At 43.9% G+C, this 16,211-nt stretch carries 12 protein-coding genes and 2 pseudogenes; 4 read left to right on the plus strand and 10 right to left on the minus strand.

Annotated elements, in window-relative coordinates; all coding sequences use genetic code 11:
* The first annotated feature begins 139 nt into the window (after positions 1 to 139).
* From HI950_RS29895 to HI950_RS37195, 3 genes and pseudogenes are all read left to right on the plus strand, one after another.
* Entirely contained in the window at positions 140 to 775 is a 636-nt protein-coding gene (locus tag HI950_RS29895) for a hydrolase (protein WP_169089586.1), read from the plus strand.
* Positions 776 to 883: 108 nt separating this feature from the next.
* Positions 884 to 1,723 (plus strand): alpha/beta fold hydrolase, encoded by an 840-nt coding sequence (locus tag HI950_RS29900; RefSeq protein WP_169089588.1) that lies wholly within the window; start codon positions 884 to 886, stop codon positions 1,721 to 1,723.
* A 465-nt stretch (positions 1,724 to 2,188) separates the two neighbouring features.
* Positions 2,189 to 2,332, plus strand: a pseudogene (locus tag HI950_RS37195) (IS3 family transposase); the annotation flags it as partial.
* Between the two features lie 311 nt (positions 2,333 to 2,643).
* Here the strand turns inward: HI950_RS37195 and HI950_RS29910 are convergent.
* The 9 genes and pseudogenes from HI950_RS29910 to HI950_RS37200 form a co-directional block, all read right to left on the minus strand.
* Positions 2,644 to 4,206 carry a response regulator gene (locus HI950_RS29910; RefSeq protein WP_169089590.1) on the minus strand — a complete coding sequence of 521 codons (1,563 nt, stop codon included), beginning with the start codon at positions 4,204 to 4,206 and terminating at the stop codon, positions 2,644 to 2,646.
* Positions 4,199 to 6,100 (minus strand): sensor histidine kinase, encoded by a 1,902-nt coding sequence (locus HI950_RS29915; protein WP_169089697.1) that lies wholly within the window; start codon positions 6,098 to 6,100, stop codon positions 4,199 to 4,201. Before HI950_RS29915 ends, HI950_RS29910 begins: the two co-directional genes overlap by 8 nt.
* Positions 6,101 to 6,135: 35 nt before the next feature.
* The gene (locus tag HI950_RS29920; protein ID WP_223285599.1) at positions 6,136 to 7,836 is read right to left on the minus strand and encodes a type 2 periplasmic-binding domain-containing protein; all 1,701 of its coding nucleotides are present in this window, start codon (positions 7,834 to 7,836) and stop codon (positions 6,136 to 6,138) included.
* A gap of 646 nt (positions 7,837 to 8,482) precedes the next feature.
* Positions 8,483 to 8,608 carry a hypothetical protein gene (locus HI950_RS36555; protein WP_262985741.1) on the minus strand — a complete coding sequence of 42 codons (126 nt, stop codon included), beginning with the start codon at positions 8,606 to 8,608 and terminating at the stop codon, positions 8,483 to 8,485.
* 260 nt (positions 8,609 to 8,868) lie between these two features.
* On the minus strand, positions 8,869 to 9,726 hold the full coding sequence (locus tag HI950_RS29925; protein WP_169089592.1) for a LysR family transcriptional regulator: 858 nt from the start codon (positions 9,724 to 9,726) through the stop codon (positions 8,869 to 8,871).
* On the minus strand, positions 9,711 to 10,610 hold the full coding sequence (locus HI950_RS29930; protein ID WP_169089594.1) for a LysR family transcriptional regulator: 900 nt from the start codon (positions 10,608 to 10,610) through the stop codon (positions 9,711 to 9,713). Before HI950_RS29930 ends, HI950_RS29925 begins: the two co-directional genes overlap by 16 nt.
* Positions 10,611 to 10,854: 244 nt before the next feature.
* Positions 10,855 to 10,986 carry a hypothetical protein gene (locus HI950_RS36560; RefSeq protein WP_262985742.1) on the minus strand — a complete coding sequence of 44 codons (132 nt, stop codon included), beginning with the start codon at positions 10,984 to 10,986 and terminating at the stop codon, positions 10,855 to 10,857.
* Positions 10,987 to 12,523: 1,537 nt separating this feature from the next.
* Entirely contained in the window at positions 12,524 to 13,297 is a 774-nt protein-coding gene (locus HI950_RS29935; protein WP_169089596.1) for a hydrolase, read from the minus strand.
* Between the two features lie 39 nt (positions 13,298 to 13,336).
* Positions 13,337 to 13,616: pseudogene (locus HI950_RS37200) on the minus strand (cysteine hydrolase family protein); the annotation flags it as partial.
* A 358-nt stretch (positions 13,617 to 13,974) separates the two neighbouring features.
* Between HI950_RS37200 and HI950_RS29945 the strand changes: the two are divergent.
* A complete protein-coding gene (locus HI950_RS29945; protein ID WP_169089598.1) occupies positions 13,975 to 14,235 on the plus strand; it encodes a transposase in 261 nt (86 codons plus the stop codon).
* A 632-nt stretch (positions 14,236 to 14,867) separates the two neighbouring features.
* On the opposite strand, the gene HI950_RS29950 is transcribed toward HI950_RS29945, so the two are convergent.
* Positions 14,868 to 16,199 carry a methyl-accepting chemotaxis protein gene (locus HI950_RS29950; protein ID WP_169089600.1) on the minus strand — a complete coding sequence of 444 codons (1,332 nt, stop codon included), beginning with the start codon at positions 16,197 to 16,199 and terminating at the stop codon, positions 14,868 to 14,870.
* Positions 16,200 to 16,211: the final 12 nt, after the last annotated feature.

Consider the following 16,211-nt stretch of genomic DNA (forward strand, 5'->3'; position numbering starts at 1 on the left):
TATAGTTTTTTCCTATGAAATATATAGAAAACTGAAGATTGTTTGCACCGTTACATTTCAATAGACTGAGTACATGCAGCAGGATTTCCAATTTATTGGGACGGTTGTAATCATATCCGGAAAAGGTAGGGATCTTAGTATGTTTAACGGGAAGACAGATTTACTTACGGCTGATAACTCTGCAATTATTCTTGTAGACCATCAGCCCCAAATGCTATTTGGTGTACAAAGTGCCGATCGCCAAACTATCATTAGCAATACGGTTGCACTTGCAAAAACGGCTAAAGTTTTTAATGCACCAATTATTCTTACGACTGTTGCTGCTGAATCATTTTCAGGTCCTATTCATCCGCATATTCAAGATGTTTTTCCCCATCAAAAACCGATTGACCGTACAAACATGAACTCTTGGGAAGACGAAAACTTCGTGTCGGCCGTGAAAAAAACAGGTCGTAAGAAGCTGGTTATGGCAGCTCTTTGGACGGAAGTTTGTCTGGCTTTCCCTACAGTTTCAGCCATTAAAGATGGATATGAAGTATACATTGTAACGGACGCTTCAGGTGGGACTACCACGGAGGCACATGACATAGCCGTTCAACGCATGATACAAGCGGGAGCAATTCCTGTTACTTGGATGTCTGTTCTTCTTGAGTATCAACGCGATTGGGCACATCAAGAAACGTATGATGCAGTCATGGAGATTGCTATGCAACATGGTGGTGCCTATGGTGCGGGTATTGTTTATGCTCAAACGATGTTTGGTGGACATGAGTAATATTCAACCCAAAAAGGACAGTTTAATTTTGACTCTCTTAGCTTGTGGAATATGCCTAAAGTGAGTGTACTAAACCCAAACCAATTCTAAAGGAGTGAAGTATGGAGCATGGCTAAATTAACAGTCGGAACGGAAAACGGGCAACCCATTGAATTGTATTTTGAGGATCTTGGAGCAGGCAAACCTGTAGTTTTGATCCATGGCTGGCCACTGAGCGGGCGCTCGTGGGAGAGTCAAGTTCCAGCGCTCATCGATGCAGGTTACCGCGTGATTACCTATGACCGCCGCGGATTCGGACAATCCTCTCAACCGTGGAACGGTTACGACTATGATACGTTTGCAATGGATCTCCATAAGCTAATTGAACATCTAGACCTTAAGGACGTGACACTGGTCGGATTTTCGATGGGTGGCGGAGAGGTTGCCCGTTACGTTGGCACATACGGAACAAGCCGTGTCAAAAAAGCCGTGTTGGCTGCTGCGGTTCCGCCGTTCTTTTATAAATCTGCCGAGCACCCGGAAGGTGGCCTGGATGAAGCCACCATTAAGGGCTTCCAAGATGGTTTGAAAAAAGACCGTGTCGCCTTCCTTGACGGCTTCACTCACAATTTCTTTAAAGCAGGGGATAGAACTGACCTGGTCAGCGAGTCCTTCCGAGCTTACAACCTTGATATTGCCTCTTATGCATCGCCAAAGGGGACGCTGGATTGTACTGATGCCTTCGGCCGGACGGATTTCCGTGGCGATTTGGCGAAATTTGATATCCCATTGCTTGTTATCCATGGCGATTCCGATGCGATTGTGACGCTTGAGGTAAGCGGTCAACTTTCCCACGAAGCTGTTGCAGGCAGTCAACTCGTTGTAATTGAAGGTGGACCACATGGTTTGAACGCGACTCACCCTGAAGAATTCAATACCGCTTTGATTCACTTCCTTAATACTAAATGAATGAACAGTTACGGGAATAATCAGTTACTTTATATAGAGCGCTTTCGAGACTTTTCATATTGGAGTAAAGAGGAGAGTTAAATAAACTAGTACCCATAGAATTGATGAAAAGGGGGAAACTGTGACCCATAAGAAGGACACTTTGAAAAAATGACCCTCTATTGGGCCATTATTCTTTTAAACTAGAGCAAAGGCGAAGATCAACCAACTGGAATCACAGGTGGACTTGCTAAAAAATCTCGTAGCGTTCGAGAGGCAGAGAAACGCTTAAGCCTTCCAGGCGCTACGAGAACATCTACCGTACCATTCTTCGGGCATTTGGGCTAAGGCGTCATTGATGTTATCCCGGGGGCCACCGGACAAATACTTGTCGACTACGTCGCAGCCACGCTCGAGCTTTCGCTTGTCGAACGGACGCATCACCGTCTGTTAGAGAAAATGGACGGAAACATTCACCTTGAAACCATTCTGCACGCTGATCATGGTATGCACTACACGCACTCCAAAACGCGGCTGCTCATCACCAAGGATGGCCTCAAGCAATCCATGTCTCGCAGGGGTAATTGCTGGGATAATGCTCCCATGGACTCGTTCTTTGGCCACATGAAACGGGTCACAGTTCAGGTGTTCAGGCTATGTATATATCGACCAATACATGCAGGGCAGAGCCCCTCAAGAGATCTTTGAAAAGAACGTTCTCGACAAGACAGAAAGGTTTCTGGTAGCCTTTTCCACTACGCTATGCAATTCTTAATGCATGATAAAGCAAGTGATTTAAAAACCGTTAACTTATTAAGTCTGGGAGACTTTAACTGGTTTAGGATTCGAATATAGTTTCTCGCTTCAGTGTCCAATTTATTACCGATTATAGGTGTAGTCGCATGATTTGAGGGTCCCGCTAAGTTTAGTGCAATTTTTGCTCATACTTGGGTTTCAAACAACCTTCGCTGGCTTCGGAATTCCAGGGCTGTAATGCCTTCGGTATCCTTGAATATTCTCGTAAAATGCTTCACATTTTCGAATCCAACCTGATCACTGATTTCATACACCTTCAAATCGGAGTGCACCAGCAGTTCCTTCGCCTTGTCCAGCCTTAACCGGCGAACATAGTTCGAGAAACTCTCACCGCTATATTCTTGGAAGGCATGGCTGAAATACGAGTAATTGAGTGAGAAATGGTTGGACACGACCGCCATGTTCAAATTGTCGGCATAATGCGTCTGCAAGTAGGTGAGAACTTTTTGCATCGTATTTTGTTCCGTCGGCGCTTGCTCTCTCCGATCTTGGATGAACCGATCCAGACTATCGAGAAGCTGCTCAACAGCTGCGTAATAATGTTCAAATCGATCGAAATTCCCGATATGGCCAACACAGGCGTACGGCCTTAATAAGCCAAGCACTCTATTTCCGTAGATGCGGAACACCTTGTCGAACAGCTCTTCATTGAGCAACTGACTGATCCGTTCCAGGTAGCCGATTTCACAGCAGCTAATAATACGAACATCTAGGATTTGATCGAGAAGCTGTTTCATTTCGTTCCCGCGTCCCATTCCCATCAGATTCGATAATCGTTGAATCAACACAACAGGAACGGCATGCCGCTCATTGCGCTCACTTATGCTGGTGTAGTCCAACACATCGAGTTCTGGAAGCACAATACTGTATTTCAAGGTTTGCTTCGCTTGGCTGTATGCCCACCTTATCTGCTCTATCCCTTGAACAGACTCGCTAATCGCGATTCGCAGCTGCGACTCATATACACTCAACTTCCACCGTTCCGACAGCTGGTAGAACATAACCGGATCGCGTACGATCATAATCGTTCCGCCTTCTCCATCACGCGTGAGCATCCAATCCATATGCCCTTGTAACAGCTCAGCGATTTGATTCCTGAAAGAAGCAGCATCCGTACTGCTAGGCTGTGATCCTCCACCGTGTCGCGTAAGCAAGCCCAACGTATATCCAGCATCCAACAAGCTAAAGCCGGCCTGCTTCAGCTTGTTCTGTGTTATCGCATCACCCACATCCTTCTGGGTCAAATGCTGGGTAACTAGCTCGGCAGCAACAATGCTGGCATCTTCACCCGCCTTGTCTGCTTGCTCTTCTCTCATCCTTATGTCCCGCATCATTCGCTCCAGGACGGCAAACAACTCCTCCCGCACCACAGGCTTTACGAGATAATCCTTCACAGCAAAGCGAATCGCTTTCTGCGCATATACGAACTCATTATAGCCAGACAGCAGTACAATCTCGGGCCTTACAGGATTCTCTTGCAGTTGCTCGAGCAGTTCGATCCCATCCATAATTGGCATTCGGATATCTGTGAACATAATATCCGCAGGCTCCTGGCTAAGCAGCTCCAGCGCCTCTTGTCCATTCTCGGCAAATCGGTAGTTGAACAGATTAGGAAACTGCCTCTCAATCACCGATTGCAAGCCCCTCCGAATGATCTTCTCGTCGTCGACGATCAGCAAGCTAATCATAGATGTCTAATCCCCCTTCCATGACCCGATACGGCAAATTCATCATTATGCGTGTATAGCTTCCTTCCTGACTCTCGATCTGAATCCCATATTCCGTCCCATAGCTCATCACTAGGCGTTGGTCCACATTACGCAGACCGATTCCATTGCTTTCCTGGTTATTTTTGCGAACGAATAATTGCCGGACATCTTGGTAAGCGGACTCTTCCATTCGGAGCATTCGATTCAATAAGCCCAGCTTCTCTTGCGGTATGCCGCAGCCGTTGTCAATGATCTCTATGACACAAGCTTGATCACGACGGACGGCAGAGATCGTAATGACAAGATTTCCGTCGCTGGAATGCATGCGGCTCATCCCATGCTTGATTGCATTCTCTACTGCGGGCTGCAGTGACATTTTGAGCGATTCCTGCTTGAGGCATTCCGGTGCAATCGACAATCGGAGATCAAGTCTTCCATCATAACGGATGTTCATGACGGCTACATAATGCTGGAGCTGCTGAATCTCATCGCTAAGCATCACGTGATCCCGCTTCCATTCCATCGAATACCGCATCATACCGCCTAGCGAGGTCATTATGTCCGATATAAGGAACTGCCCTTCGATCTCCGCCAGCATCTTGACGTTCTCCAGCGTATTGTAGAGGAAGTGGGAATCGATCTGGTTCTTCAGCGCCCGAAGCTCGGCTTCTTTGCCTGCCGCCTGCCTAGCTGCCTGCTCTTGAATGAGCTCGTTAATCTTCAGGATGAGCTTGCGGTAATGCAAGCCCAGCTCTCCTACCTCATCGGTACCGGTAATCGGCGGCAGCTCGACGTCGAAGTTACCGCTTCTTACCTGTTTCATCGATTCTCTTAACGCCTTAAGCCTGCGCAAAATCATCGCCTGCATCGAGTAAGACAGCAGTACGAGAAATGCCGCTAGTAGCGAAATGAGTAAAATATAACGAACTCTCGAATGATGAATGCCTTCCAACGTGTCCGCAAGACTAACCATATTGACCAGATGTACGTCGATCGATGGAATGTAGATCTGAGATGCCAAGTAGGACTGCCCATTAACCTTGAACTGTACCGTCTCGCAATCTGTATTACTCGTCAGATTCACGCTGTTCATCAATTGCTCCGCGCTGTGCTGCTCGAACACAGGTGAAGCCTTTAAGCTGAATACCTGTCCGCTCCTTGCTACTACGATCAGTTGGGAGTTCATGTCCTGCACACTACTGAACGTTCGGGAGAAGAAATTCGACAGCTTCATCGATATCTCTAGAATCCCGTTATGTGTTGCGCTGTCCGCGTATTTGAATTCCTGCAAATACGTCATGAAAGGCTCATTCAGCGATGTTTCGGATGGCGCACCGGTGAGGGTGACGTTCTCCTGTATCTCCCACCAGGGCAAACCGCTCTGCTTCATCACCTCATCATGCCAAGGCTTGTCCTGAATACGTGATTCCTGTAGGATGACTGGCCAAATCTCATTCACATAAGGGTTGTCCGTGAACAACCGGACATTCGCAATTCGTGGATTGTTGAACAGAAAATATTGAAAGCTGTTGACCACATTATACTTAATATGAAGAACACGCTCTGCATCCTGAATTTGTTCAATTTGCAGATAATCGTTCATTTCCCGATTGGATAACGCAAGCTGACCGGTCCATCCCATCAGCTCCATGTTATTTTCAATGTTCGTCTTCTCGACCGCCAGCGCATTCTCGTTGTTCTTCGTCAATTCTTTCATTGCCTTGGCCGACTCTTCATTGAGCGTATACCAGGAGAATAGAACAACCGGTATGATGATAACGAACACAAATGACAAAATCAGTTTGACTTGAAGCGATAGTTTAAACGTAAATGCACGTATCCCCAATAACCGACGGATTGCAGCGAATCCCATCTCCTGCTTCACATCCTACTGCTTCCTCTATAGAACTATTGATTGAGCGACGACTTCAGCTTCTGTACATTTCGTTCATAGGCTGCTTGGCGGCTAGCTACGATGGCTTCATACTCGGGATCCTCGGTAATTCTGTTCATGAATTCGGTGAACAGTTGATCGAATTCAGAATCCGACTTGGACATCAGCAGCTTCGGCAGCGTCTCGGCCCAGAGCCGCACGTTTTGGCCATCCGCAATACCTTCCTTCGTCGTCGGGTCCGGATCCAGATTGTCGAACTCGCTCATGCTGATCGTCTTGCCCCTCGTCCAATCGGTAATTTGTTTGGCAGGCTCAGCATCCATCCCCGTCATCCATGCTAGTTTCATGTTCGTATCCATTAGCATCCAGTACATATAAGAACTGCCATATTTGCTATCAAACACATTGCGGTCGGTGTTGAGCAGATGCATGACCTCGGGCAGGAATTGATCCTTGCCGTCTATCGTATCGTAGGTAACGCCCTTCTCTCCTAAGTACAGATCCTTGTTTCCCTCTTCGCTGAGCAAATAGCTAAGGAAGGCAATTGCCCGCTTCTTATCCTTGACGTTCTTCGAGATGAGCGTCACCGTCCAACCGGAGATGCCATTTCCTGCAAGTGTTGGCGCATCATGCGCATCATTCGCCGGACCATCAATCGCGATATACACCTTATTCGGGTCCTTCTGATACAACGCTTGGTTAATCTCTGTAAAATCAGACCACTGATACAGCATGGCAAAATAGCGCCCTTGCGATATTTTTTCATCCTTTTCCAGTCGTTTTTCATCAATATAGACATCTGTCGGCATCAGCCCGTCCTCATTCGCTTGGCGGAACACCTTCAGCCATTTCAGATAGGTTGGATCGCTTCGACGGTCGTACAGTTTGCCGTTTTTCTGCTGCGGAATTGCTAGGAAGTTCTGAAGATACGCTTCCAGCGAATAGTTGCCGGTTTCCGTAAATTCATGCAGGCCGATCGGAATGAGCGGCTGGCCGTCCACTTCCGGAAACTTCTCCTTCGCAGCTTTCAGCGCGCCGAGAAACCCTTCCGGCGTGCTCATATCCGGCTTCCCAAGTGCTTCATACATGTCTTTCCGAACAACAAAGGTCTGATTAGACGTAAAAAGCTGACCATATTTCCGATAATCCGCAGGGGATGAAGATGCATTCGGGTAGCCATACACATTGCCGTCAGCCTGTGTATACCAGCTAAGCTTCGCGGGGTCTGCGACTTTAAAGAAATAAGGATCATACTGATCCGCTAGCTCATTCAATGGAAGCACCATATCTCCCTTGATCATCTTCAGCACGGAATCCTCGTACCAGCCTAGCGTGATGAAGTCAGGGAGCGACCTTGCTGCCATCATCGTGTTGAGCTTCTCGCCGGCGTCGCCAGCAGGCACGATAAAGTTCAAGCTGACGCCCGTCTTCTTTGTTATATAATCGGAAACGGCGTTTCCTCCCCACTTGCCGGTGAACCAATCGAAATTGATATACCAGTCAAACGTAATCGGTGTCGTGTCCAGCTTCCAGGCAGGCTCATCCGGAGAAGGCTTCGTTTGAGAAGCATCTGCCTCCTTAAGCTTGGCGTTGAAGTTCGTATGAACCTCAGAAGTGCCATTGCTCGATGCGCCAGTGTTCCCAGCACAAGCCGCTAACGTCCAACACATCATCAGTGTTAGTAACAGCATTGCTGATTTACGCATTTTATCCATTAATAATTCTCCTTCGGCTGTGAACGATGAATTTAATATTTTATTAATGTAATATATTACAATAAAAAAAGGATTACGCTGTTCAGTAGCCTCAATTTACTGCTAGTATAAAGGTTATTGCAAGCAAAGGGAAGTAAAAGGCTTACATTTTGAGGTGGGGTTACTCTATTTCTGTTTTCCTACGCCGCCAACTCGAATAAGCGAGCAAGACAAGGAAATATTCCTTCGTCTTGGCTCGCTTTCATTAGCTATGATGTTCTAGTTATGATTCATAATCTCCAGCGTCGTAAGACGCTCTTTCGAAATATCAAGTGTGCCTACCGGTATGATGTATGTGTTATTAATGGTTCCAGGACTCCCAGCTTCATTACCGAAGTATAATTTTCATTACGGTACTTGAATTAATCAGTGTGAGTCGCATTTAAGCTATGCGGTCCACCTTTAATATTAACTAGCTGGCTGCCTTTAAGCGCTTCATGGGAGAGCTGGCGGCTTGCTGCAATCCAACAATCGCATCAGATTGGCCCATGGATAAAAATCAACGGAAAACGGGATATCGAATCTAACCAAATCACTTCGTAAGCCGGTACTGCCGAAAGCAGCAACGCGATCCAGCGTCCGTTTGGGAGAAGCGAAAGAAGCGATTTCAAGGCAAACGATAGGATTCGCTGACGAGGTCGGTTCTGTTGCATACTTTATAGAAGTTATGAGTGAAGTCGTTAAGGAAGGAAACTCGATCTTTTTTCTTGGAATCCTTGAATGGTCGCTTCATCCAGACCTCCTTCCGGATGCTCTGCGGATTTGAGGAAAAAACTGAGGAATCCCAGCTACCAATACGGCCTTTTTAACACGGCTTGTTCCATATGTACCAATGTATCGGGCTGGTCTTCTGTCAGCTAAGTAGACACTTATTTATGAACGTTCGATTGTATCTTTTCTTTTTCGGTAAAGGTTTCAATAGGGGTTGGAGTAGGAGCGTTTAAGCTTCATAATCGCCCTATTTGCTATGGCCGTGGTCTGCCACTTTTTTGATTATTCTAGAAAAAAATTGATACATTTCTGAACAGAAGGATTATTGTCATGATACTTTTTAAAAATAAGCTTGATCTCACGAACAGGCGTTGGATCTACGAGACGGATCATTTTCAATTGCTGAGAAAAGTTTTCAATTAAAGAAGCAGGTAAAATAGCTACCCCCATCTTTTGCAGTACCATAGAAAGAAGAATTGCCGTGGAAGTCGACTCAAATTTTGATTGTAAGGATTTAGCGATTTTAGTGCTGAATGAATGAAGATGCTCGATTAAACTTATATCACCAACAAATAAGGATGATTCTAAATCTTCTAGCTCTCGAAAAGAAACAAAGGTTCGATCTGCCCATGGATGATCCGCATAAACGACCAATGCTTGTTCTTCTTTATACAGGTGCATCAGATGAATTTCTTTGTTTGGATTATATTTGTCGGTAATGCCAATATCAATACTACTATTCAATAATTGCTGTGATGTATTTTCTACACTGGAAAATTTTAATGTAATGTCAGGATACTGTTCATGGAATTTCAAAAAACGAGGTATTAAACAAAAAAAGTCCATGGGCGAAATGCCTATCGAAAGTTTATTTACCCGAGAATAGCGTAACTCGTAAGTTTCTTTTTTCGATTCTTCAATGAGCCTCATCACGGAAAGGGCTTTTTCGTAAAGTATTTCCCCGTCAGCTGTAATCTTTACCCCTCTACCAACTCTCTCGAACAAAGGGGTTCCAACTTCTACCTCTAAAAAACGGATCTGTTGACTTAAAGAAGGTTGAGAAATCATTAAAACTTCTGCAGCCTTAGTAAAACTTCCTTCTTTGCAAATTTGAATGAAACATTCTAATTGCCTGAACATGAAAGATTCACCTCAGCCTCTCTTACATATGATTCCATCTCTTGAATGAATATTCGTGACGTAAGCTTCGTAGTAACGGAATTAAGATATACAAGAGATATATCCCAACAAGGAATATGGCCTTCTAATTTGACAATACGCAAAGAATCGTCCCTTAGACTTTCGAGCAAAGATGTTGGTATAAGAGCTGCTCCAAGTCCATGACGAACCCAATGAATCAATACTGAAGTGGAGGACGTTTCTATTATCGACTTCAAGGTAAACCCACAAGAGAAACAATACATATCAATTAATGATTTGTTTTGTTCTCGGAACATGATCGATTTCATTTGCTTCAAAGATCGAAATGAAATCGAAGATTTATCGGCCAAAGGATGTTCTGAGTGAATTAATAGCGCCATTTCTTGTCTATACAAATGAGTCGAAATGACCGAAATATCAGAAACCGGATATGCAGTGATTCCAATGTCTACCCTTTGTTTCAAAACTTTATTCTCGGCATCCTCTGCATCGATAATTTTTAATAAAATATTCGGGTATTTTTGGTGAAATCTCATGAAGTAAGGAGCAAGATATTCAAGTTCAGCAGGACAACATCCAATAGAAATTGTTTCTCTAGATTTATTGTTTCGGCCATCTATTTCATTTCGCGCCTCTTCAAGAAGATTCATAATAGCGTTGCCCTTATTCAAGAGAATTTTTCCCGCTTCCGTTACTTCAACTCCCCTACTTACCCGATCGAACAATTGAATATTATACTCATCTTCCAAAACCCGAATTTGCTGACTTAGCGTAGGCTGAGTCACACCTAATTCTTCTTTAGCTTTGGTGAAGCTTCCTGATTTGCAAACATGAATAAAATATTCAAGCTGGCGTAATTCCACAGTGTATCCCCCCCTTAGTTAATCCAGATTAGAAACCCAGTTCGTTCATTAATCGTATGTCCGGACCGAGCGAGCTGAGCGAAGTGGAGTGAAGGAGGGAGGGCCGCGGTATGCTGCGCCACCCCCGTCCCTCTCCCCCTATGCCCCTGCTTACTTTCCCAATCTTCCGAGAGAGCAGTTTGCGAAGCGCAGCGCGAATTGTTGATAGCCGCATGTCGGGCAAGTCAGACGATTGTTCTGCTTGCTAAGATATTTGCCATGAACGCCGCGGAAAAGCATAAAGCTGTTCATTCTCTACGAGCGTTGATTCCACGATTTCATTAAGCAGCAAATCATCGCGATTCCGCCTGCGATCGGAGCTATACCGGCGATTCATGGCTTTTTACACCGTCGAATCCCTCGTCGTTGTCGTTTCCGATATTACCCACCAAGGAGGCGCCTTGTGTGGTGGTGATGAGCGTATCGTATTATTGCTGGGCTTTGTAAACATTATATGAAAGAACCCGTCATATAATATATCCGCTAGATTTCAGGTGAGGGTTGCTAGATTTTAGGGTTGGTGCGTTGGGAACACTATGTGTGTGGTCTGAAAATATGAAGAATCCGCTTCTCGATACGCGGAGCTGGAACACTGGTTAGCCCAGAGCACAAGATGTCGAGCAGCGGCTAGGGCAAGACGGGGGACGGGGGAATGGAAAATCGCGTTGGCGGTTTAATTGAACTATCGTTCTCTATCGTATTATGAGGTCAACCAGTTTTTACTGGTTGAACACTTTTGTCTTGGTGGTGTATTTCTCAGTAGCCCTGGGCTGATCGGACGTTCTCCTGGGGTCTGTAACTCGCTAAAAGGGATCGCCCCTACTTGTGGAAACCATGTTCCAGCAGTTTAATCAAAAGAGAGGGTATTGAGATGAGCGGACTTACTACTAGAAACAGGGCATTAAGCTAAGAGTAAAGTCTGCGTGAGGAAAGAAAACCTATTGCTTTTTGTCATACAACTCATGTTCGTTGCACCGATTTTGTACCAATCTTAGGAAGGGGGCAATCTTGAAACTGTAGCTTTGCCCAATCCCTCGCCCTAAATAGTCTTCAAATTCCTCTTAGTAGTACAGTTCACATAGCCTAAAAATATCTATCAACCGCATGAATTTCTCAATTGGCTTGTTGCAGAAGCGAGGTACGTACCTGATACGTACGCTCTAAATTGTCTGCAGCCGCTAGCTGCAATTGCATACTCTGCGCGTCAATTCCGAGTACAATATAAATCCCTCATTCGAATTATTGTCTGAAGTTTAATGCCTCTTCATGAGACCATGGAGAATGTAGAATAGTGCAAACTAAGTTCAGTTGTAGTCCGGAATCCTTTGCGCAGACTTCCTTCTGCCATTTTGTGTGGTAGTCAAAATCATTTACACGCCAAGCAATAAGATGAACCTTTCAGCTCCACATACTCCCCAGTTTATGTTGGCTAGGTTACCCTCTCTCCGGTTGCCTAAAAACGTTCATATTCAAAAGTTCATCAGACGTTTTTCCCGAAAGCTTAGTGAACCTAACCTTGCCTTCTATAATGCAAATTTGAATTTTTCATGCATTAGCATTCTACCAACATATTTTTCCATGCTCTTCATTATTTCTTCTACTTCATTTAAATAAGTTTGATCACCGAACAATTTATAGAGCAGCATATAATCATTGTATTCGTCCAGCCATTCGTCTACTTGGAATAGTGTCACTAATCTACTTCCTTTCCTTGACGTATTTTATTAATTACCGCTTAGGAGTGATAAGCGCTTTTTCATATTGTCTGTGACTCCTAGTATCTTGAATGTTATACTTATTCGAATCAATCAATTGGAGTTATAAAAAAATTCACGAAGTAATTTCTTACTTCGTGAATTTTTTCTGCTAATTGATTAGTGTCCCTCACTACCGCCGAACATTTCTTGCGAGTAAATAATACCTAGACCGTATGCGCCGCCGTGTTCTTTTGCAATATCTGTTGTCGCTTTGTACGTTTCGGAACGTGCCCAGTCGCGTTGCAGTTCCAGTAGGTACTGTTCCCAAGTGATTGGTGCCGCGCCTGCTTGAATCATGCGCTCAATGGCCATATCGTGCGCTTCTTTTGAGACACCGCCTGAAGTATCGGTTACGATGTATACTTCATATCCTTGATCGATCGCGGAAAGCACAGCTGATAAGTCGCAAACCTCTGTCCATAGACCAGAAACGACAAGCTTTTTATTACCATAGCTGTTTACTTTATCCACAACTCGTTTATCTTCCCAAGCATTCATCGTTGTGCGGTCAATTGGCTTCTGCTCAGGGAAAACCGCTTGGATTTCCGGGAAAATCGGTCCGCTGAACGACTCTGAAGCAACAGTAGTCAGAATGGTCGGCACCTTGAAAGCTTTAGCTGCTTTGGCAAGTCCGGTCACGTTATTGCGCAATTCCTGAATGTCAATCGATGATGTACCAAATGCCATTTGCGGTTGATGGTCGATCATGAGCAAGGTATGGTTCGTTGGCGTCAGCAATCTAGGAGACGGAACCGCCTTTGCTTGAATGACAGGTGAACTAGCATCAGCTCTTTCTATCTTTGCAACGAGAATTGATCCGAATGTGCTTGCCGATACGACAGCAGTTAAAAGTGCTAGAGTTGTTACGCGGCTTGTAAGTAATTTTTTCATGGTTATTAGCTCCTTTTATATTGAAATAATAGAACAGTATGTCCCAGCCGAAGCGTCTGTTACAATGCATACTTCGTAACCGTCCCTAATTGCTGACAGTGTGGGGAAAGCAAGGTATACTTCTGTCCACAATGCAGCCATAAAAAAGTATTGCGGCCAGTCTTTTTGACTGTAGCTAAAATTTTTCGTCTTTCCACGATTGCTAAGGAAGAACTTCTTGAATCTGATCGGCACTTTGCATGCCATTTAACATTTGTGGTTGTTGATGGTCGATAAGGATGATGGCTGAACTATCTGCGGTAAGCAAATCATTTGTCATAAAGCATGTAGAATCCCTACTTTCGTTTATTAGTTTTACGACGTATTCGAACTAACTAGTTAATAAGTTCGCCGTATCTCGAAGCTCATCGCATGCCCTTATAATATTGAAACCGAAGTATATCAACAATTCTATATTTTCTATACGTTCTATAGGTTGAAACTATAAGATCATTCCACTGAATAATATAAGTACTCCCTATATGTTATATAGAGAAAACCATATTGTTAGATACTTTGTTTTGCTAATAGAATTAGTCCAAGGTCTTAGTAAGAAAATAGGTAAATTATGTGGTCTGACCTTGCCCCGAATAGATGGACACGAAAAAACCTCTATAATAAATCATGGAGGGATTCAAATGGGACAAGGGAAGAAATACGACAAGGCATTTAAGGAGCAGATTGTACTGCGTATCTTGGCTGAAGAATCAACAGTTTCAGAAGCAGCCAAGGAGCTGGGCGTGCATTATACAACAGTCAGAGACTGGGTTAAGGATTGTTTGTCAGACCCTTCGTATCCCATCTCCGCACCACCAATGTTGGGATTGATAGGTCTATTCGGTATGTATTTAGGACAAAGACTTATCCCGTGGGTTAAATTACTGTCCTATCACATTTAAATCAGGCTGATTTATTGATCCACAACGCTGATATGTAACGATGAGCTATTATCAATAATCGGGGCAAGCTGTAGCAAGTGCTCCTTTAATTTTACCAAAGTATATGACCATCTAAATTTATCGCTTGTACGCTAGAATTAGGGTTCCTATTACTAAAACTCCATCATCACTTAAAGCTGGCGTAATAACAATTCCGTTATCACGTAACAAAGCTGCCGATCGTGAGCCAGCAGCTTCATTCGGTATGACTATTGAACTATCGTTTCCCGTTAGCTTAACGGCTGATTGATTATTTTAATTTTTGACAATACATTTTCCCAGTCAGTCTTGTCTGAAACAAATGACATTATTATTTCATGGGATTTCACTTTCTCAAGGAATTCCTCATGGTTTTTAACCAACATTTTATTATCAATGAACACATTTTCTATAGGATTAACAAGTATACTATTCACTTGATTATCCATAGCAATTGCAAAATCATTCAGCGATTGCGGTTCACCTAACAGGCATATCGGCGAAAAATACCACAAGAAAAACGAAAGGACCCGTAGTCTCTGCCACTAAAAACAGGCCCATTTTCAACAACTTTAAGCTGCAGCTTGGTCACGGTAATGTCCCAGCCCCATTTCCTACAAATTGAACCTCTTAATCGATTCCCTTAAGTGTACTGACATTTCGGCTTGTCCCTCCATGGAATCAGTGACTTTATGCATCACCTGATTAATTTCACCTAAACTTTCTTTCATTTCACTGGTGTAACCTGCAGCTCTAAATGAGCTCTCGGAGACGCCTTCAATGACATTTTCGATATCTGCTACAGCAGAACCCATTAATTCTGTAGAAGTATGTACTTCCTCAGAAAGCGACAGAATCTCTTGTGCATCACGCTGGTATTGTTGGCCAGTCTGTATAAGCAGTTCATAATCCGCTTTTACATCATTGTTCATATAGTCCAATATATCCTGTGAACTCTTCCCCAGTTTTAGGAATGCATCCTTCACTTGTGCGACCAGTTCATCAATTTGAGATATGGCTTCAGCCGATTCGCTGGATAATTTTTTTACTCTTTCGGCTACAACCTGAAAGCCTTTCCCATGTTGACCAGCTCTCGCTGCCTCAATAGAAGCATTTAAGGCTAGTATGTTGGTCTGTGAAGAAATTTCCTTGATGCTTGCAGCAATAATATAAATCTCATCCACGATGCGTCCAGCCTCAATGGCCTTCCGAAGATTCTGCTGCTTCTCTTCATACGTTCGAATAGCCTTCTCAAGGGAATGAACGGCCTCAACTTCCATTTGCGTCGCTCTTGTCTTTATATCACTAGAGGTTTCTAAGGAAGCTTTTACTTTATGTAATAATTCATCATTGGATCTAGTTATTTTAAGAAGGGATAGATTAGCGCGTTGTGTATCATTTAACAGATTCGTTGCGTCTTGTGCTAGAGTAAGTGACTTCGATTGAATACTTGCAATACTCGCTGTAGAGTTGCGCGTTGCATCCAGCATTGCTGAACTAGATTGTTGTATGTTATTAGATGCGTTATCAATTTCCACCACCAATTTCTTGATACTTGTCGACCCTGTATTTAAAGATTTACTTAACTTGCTTATATCATCATTCCCCTTGAAGCATAGTTCAGAAGACAAATCTCCTGCTCCAAGCTTACTTATAAATCTCGCAACTGATTGAAGTCTCCTTAGGACTAGCCGATCATACATGAAAACAACAATGAGTACCGATATCAGTGTGCTAAAAACAGAAGATACGTATAAGCCAATGTTCCCCTCCATAAACTCGTTTTGGATTCCTGCTTTGGCGATAACCTCCTTACCGGTATCCAAAATGAAGTTAACGAACTTACCAATGTTCGTACCGAGAATTTGAACGAGCACGATGGGGAAAATCAGCTTGAATTTAATGGACTCAACTGTCCATTTCTTTAGGGTGTCAATAATTTTCATAAGTGTCTCCTC

Origin of the sequence: Paenibacillus sp. PL91 (assembly GCF_012935325.2) — a bacterium.
In the GTDB taxonomy this organism is placed as follows: Bacteria; Bacillota; Bacilli; order Paenibacillales; family Paenibacillaceae; genus Pristimantibacillus.

Bases quoted from the DNA above. Each gene is read 5' to 3' on its own strand.
- HI950_RS29895 (WP_169089586.1), top strand. From the start codon at position 140: ATGTTTAACGGGAAGACAGATTTACTTACGGCTGATAACTCTGCAATT.
- HI950_RS29900 (WP_169089588.1), top strand. From the start codon at position 884: ATGGCTAAATTAACAGTCGGAACGGAAAACGGGCAACCCATTGAATTG.
- HI950_RS29910 (WP_169089590.1), bottom strand. From the start codon at position 4,206: ATGATTAGCTTGCTGATCGTCGACGACGAGAAGATCATTCGGAGGGGC.
- HI950_RS29915 (WP_169089697.1), bottom strand. From the start codon at position 6,100: ATGGGATTCGCTGCAATCCGTCGGTTATTGGGGATACGTGCATTTACG.
- HI950_RS29920 (WP_223285599.1), bottom strand. From the start codon at position 7,836: ATGGATAAAATGCGTAAATCAGCAATGCTGTTACTAACACTGATGATG.
- HI950_RS36555 (WP_262985741.1), bottom strand. From the start codon at position 8,608: ATGAAGCGACCATTCAAGGATTCCAAGAAAAAAGATCGAGTTTCCTTC.
- HI950_RS29925 (WP_169089592.1), bottom strand. From the start codon at position 9,726: ATGTTCAGGCAATTAGAATGTTTCATTCAAATTTGCAAAGAAGGAAGT.
- HI950_RS36560 (WP_262985742.1), bottom strand. From the start codon at position 10,986: ATGAATCGCCGGTATAGCTCCGATCGCAGGCGGAATCGCGATGATTTG.
- HI950_RS29935 (WP_169089596.1), bottom strand. From the start codon at position 13,297: ATGAAAAAATTACTTACAAGCCGCGTAACAACTCTAGCACTTTTAACT.
- HI950_RS29945 (WP_169089598.1), top strand. From the start codon at position 13,975: ATGGGACAAGGGAAGAAATACGACAAGGCATTTAAGGAGCAGATTGTA.
- HI950_RS29950 (WP_169089600.1), bottom strand. From the start codon at position 16,199: ATGAAAATTATTGACACCCTAAAGAAATGGACAGTTGAGTCCATTAAA.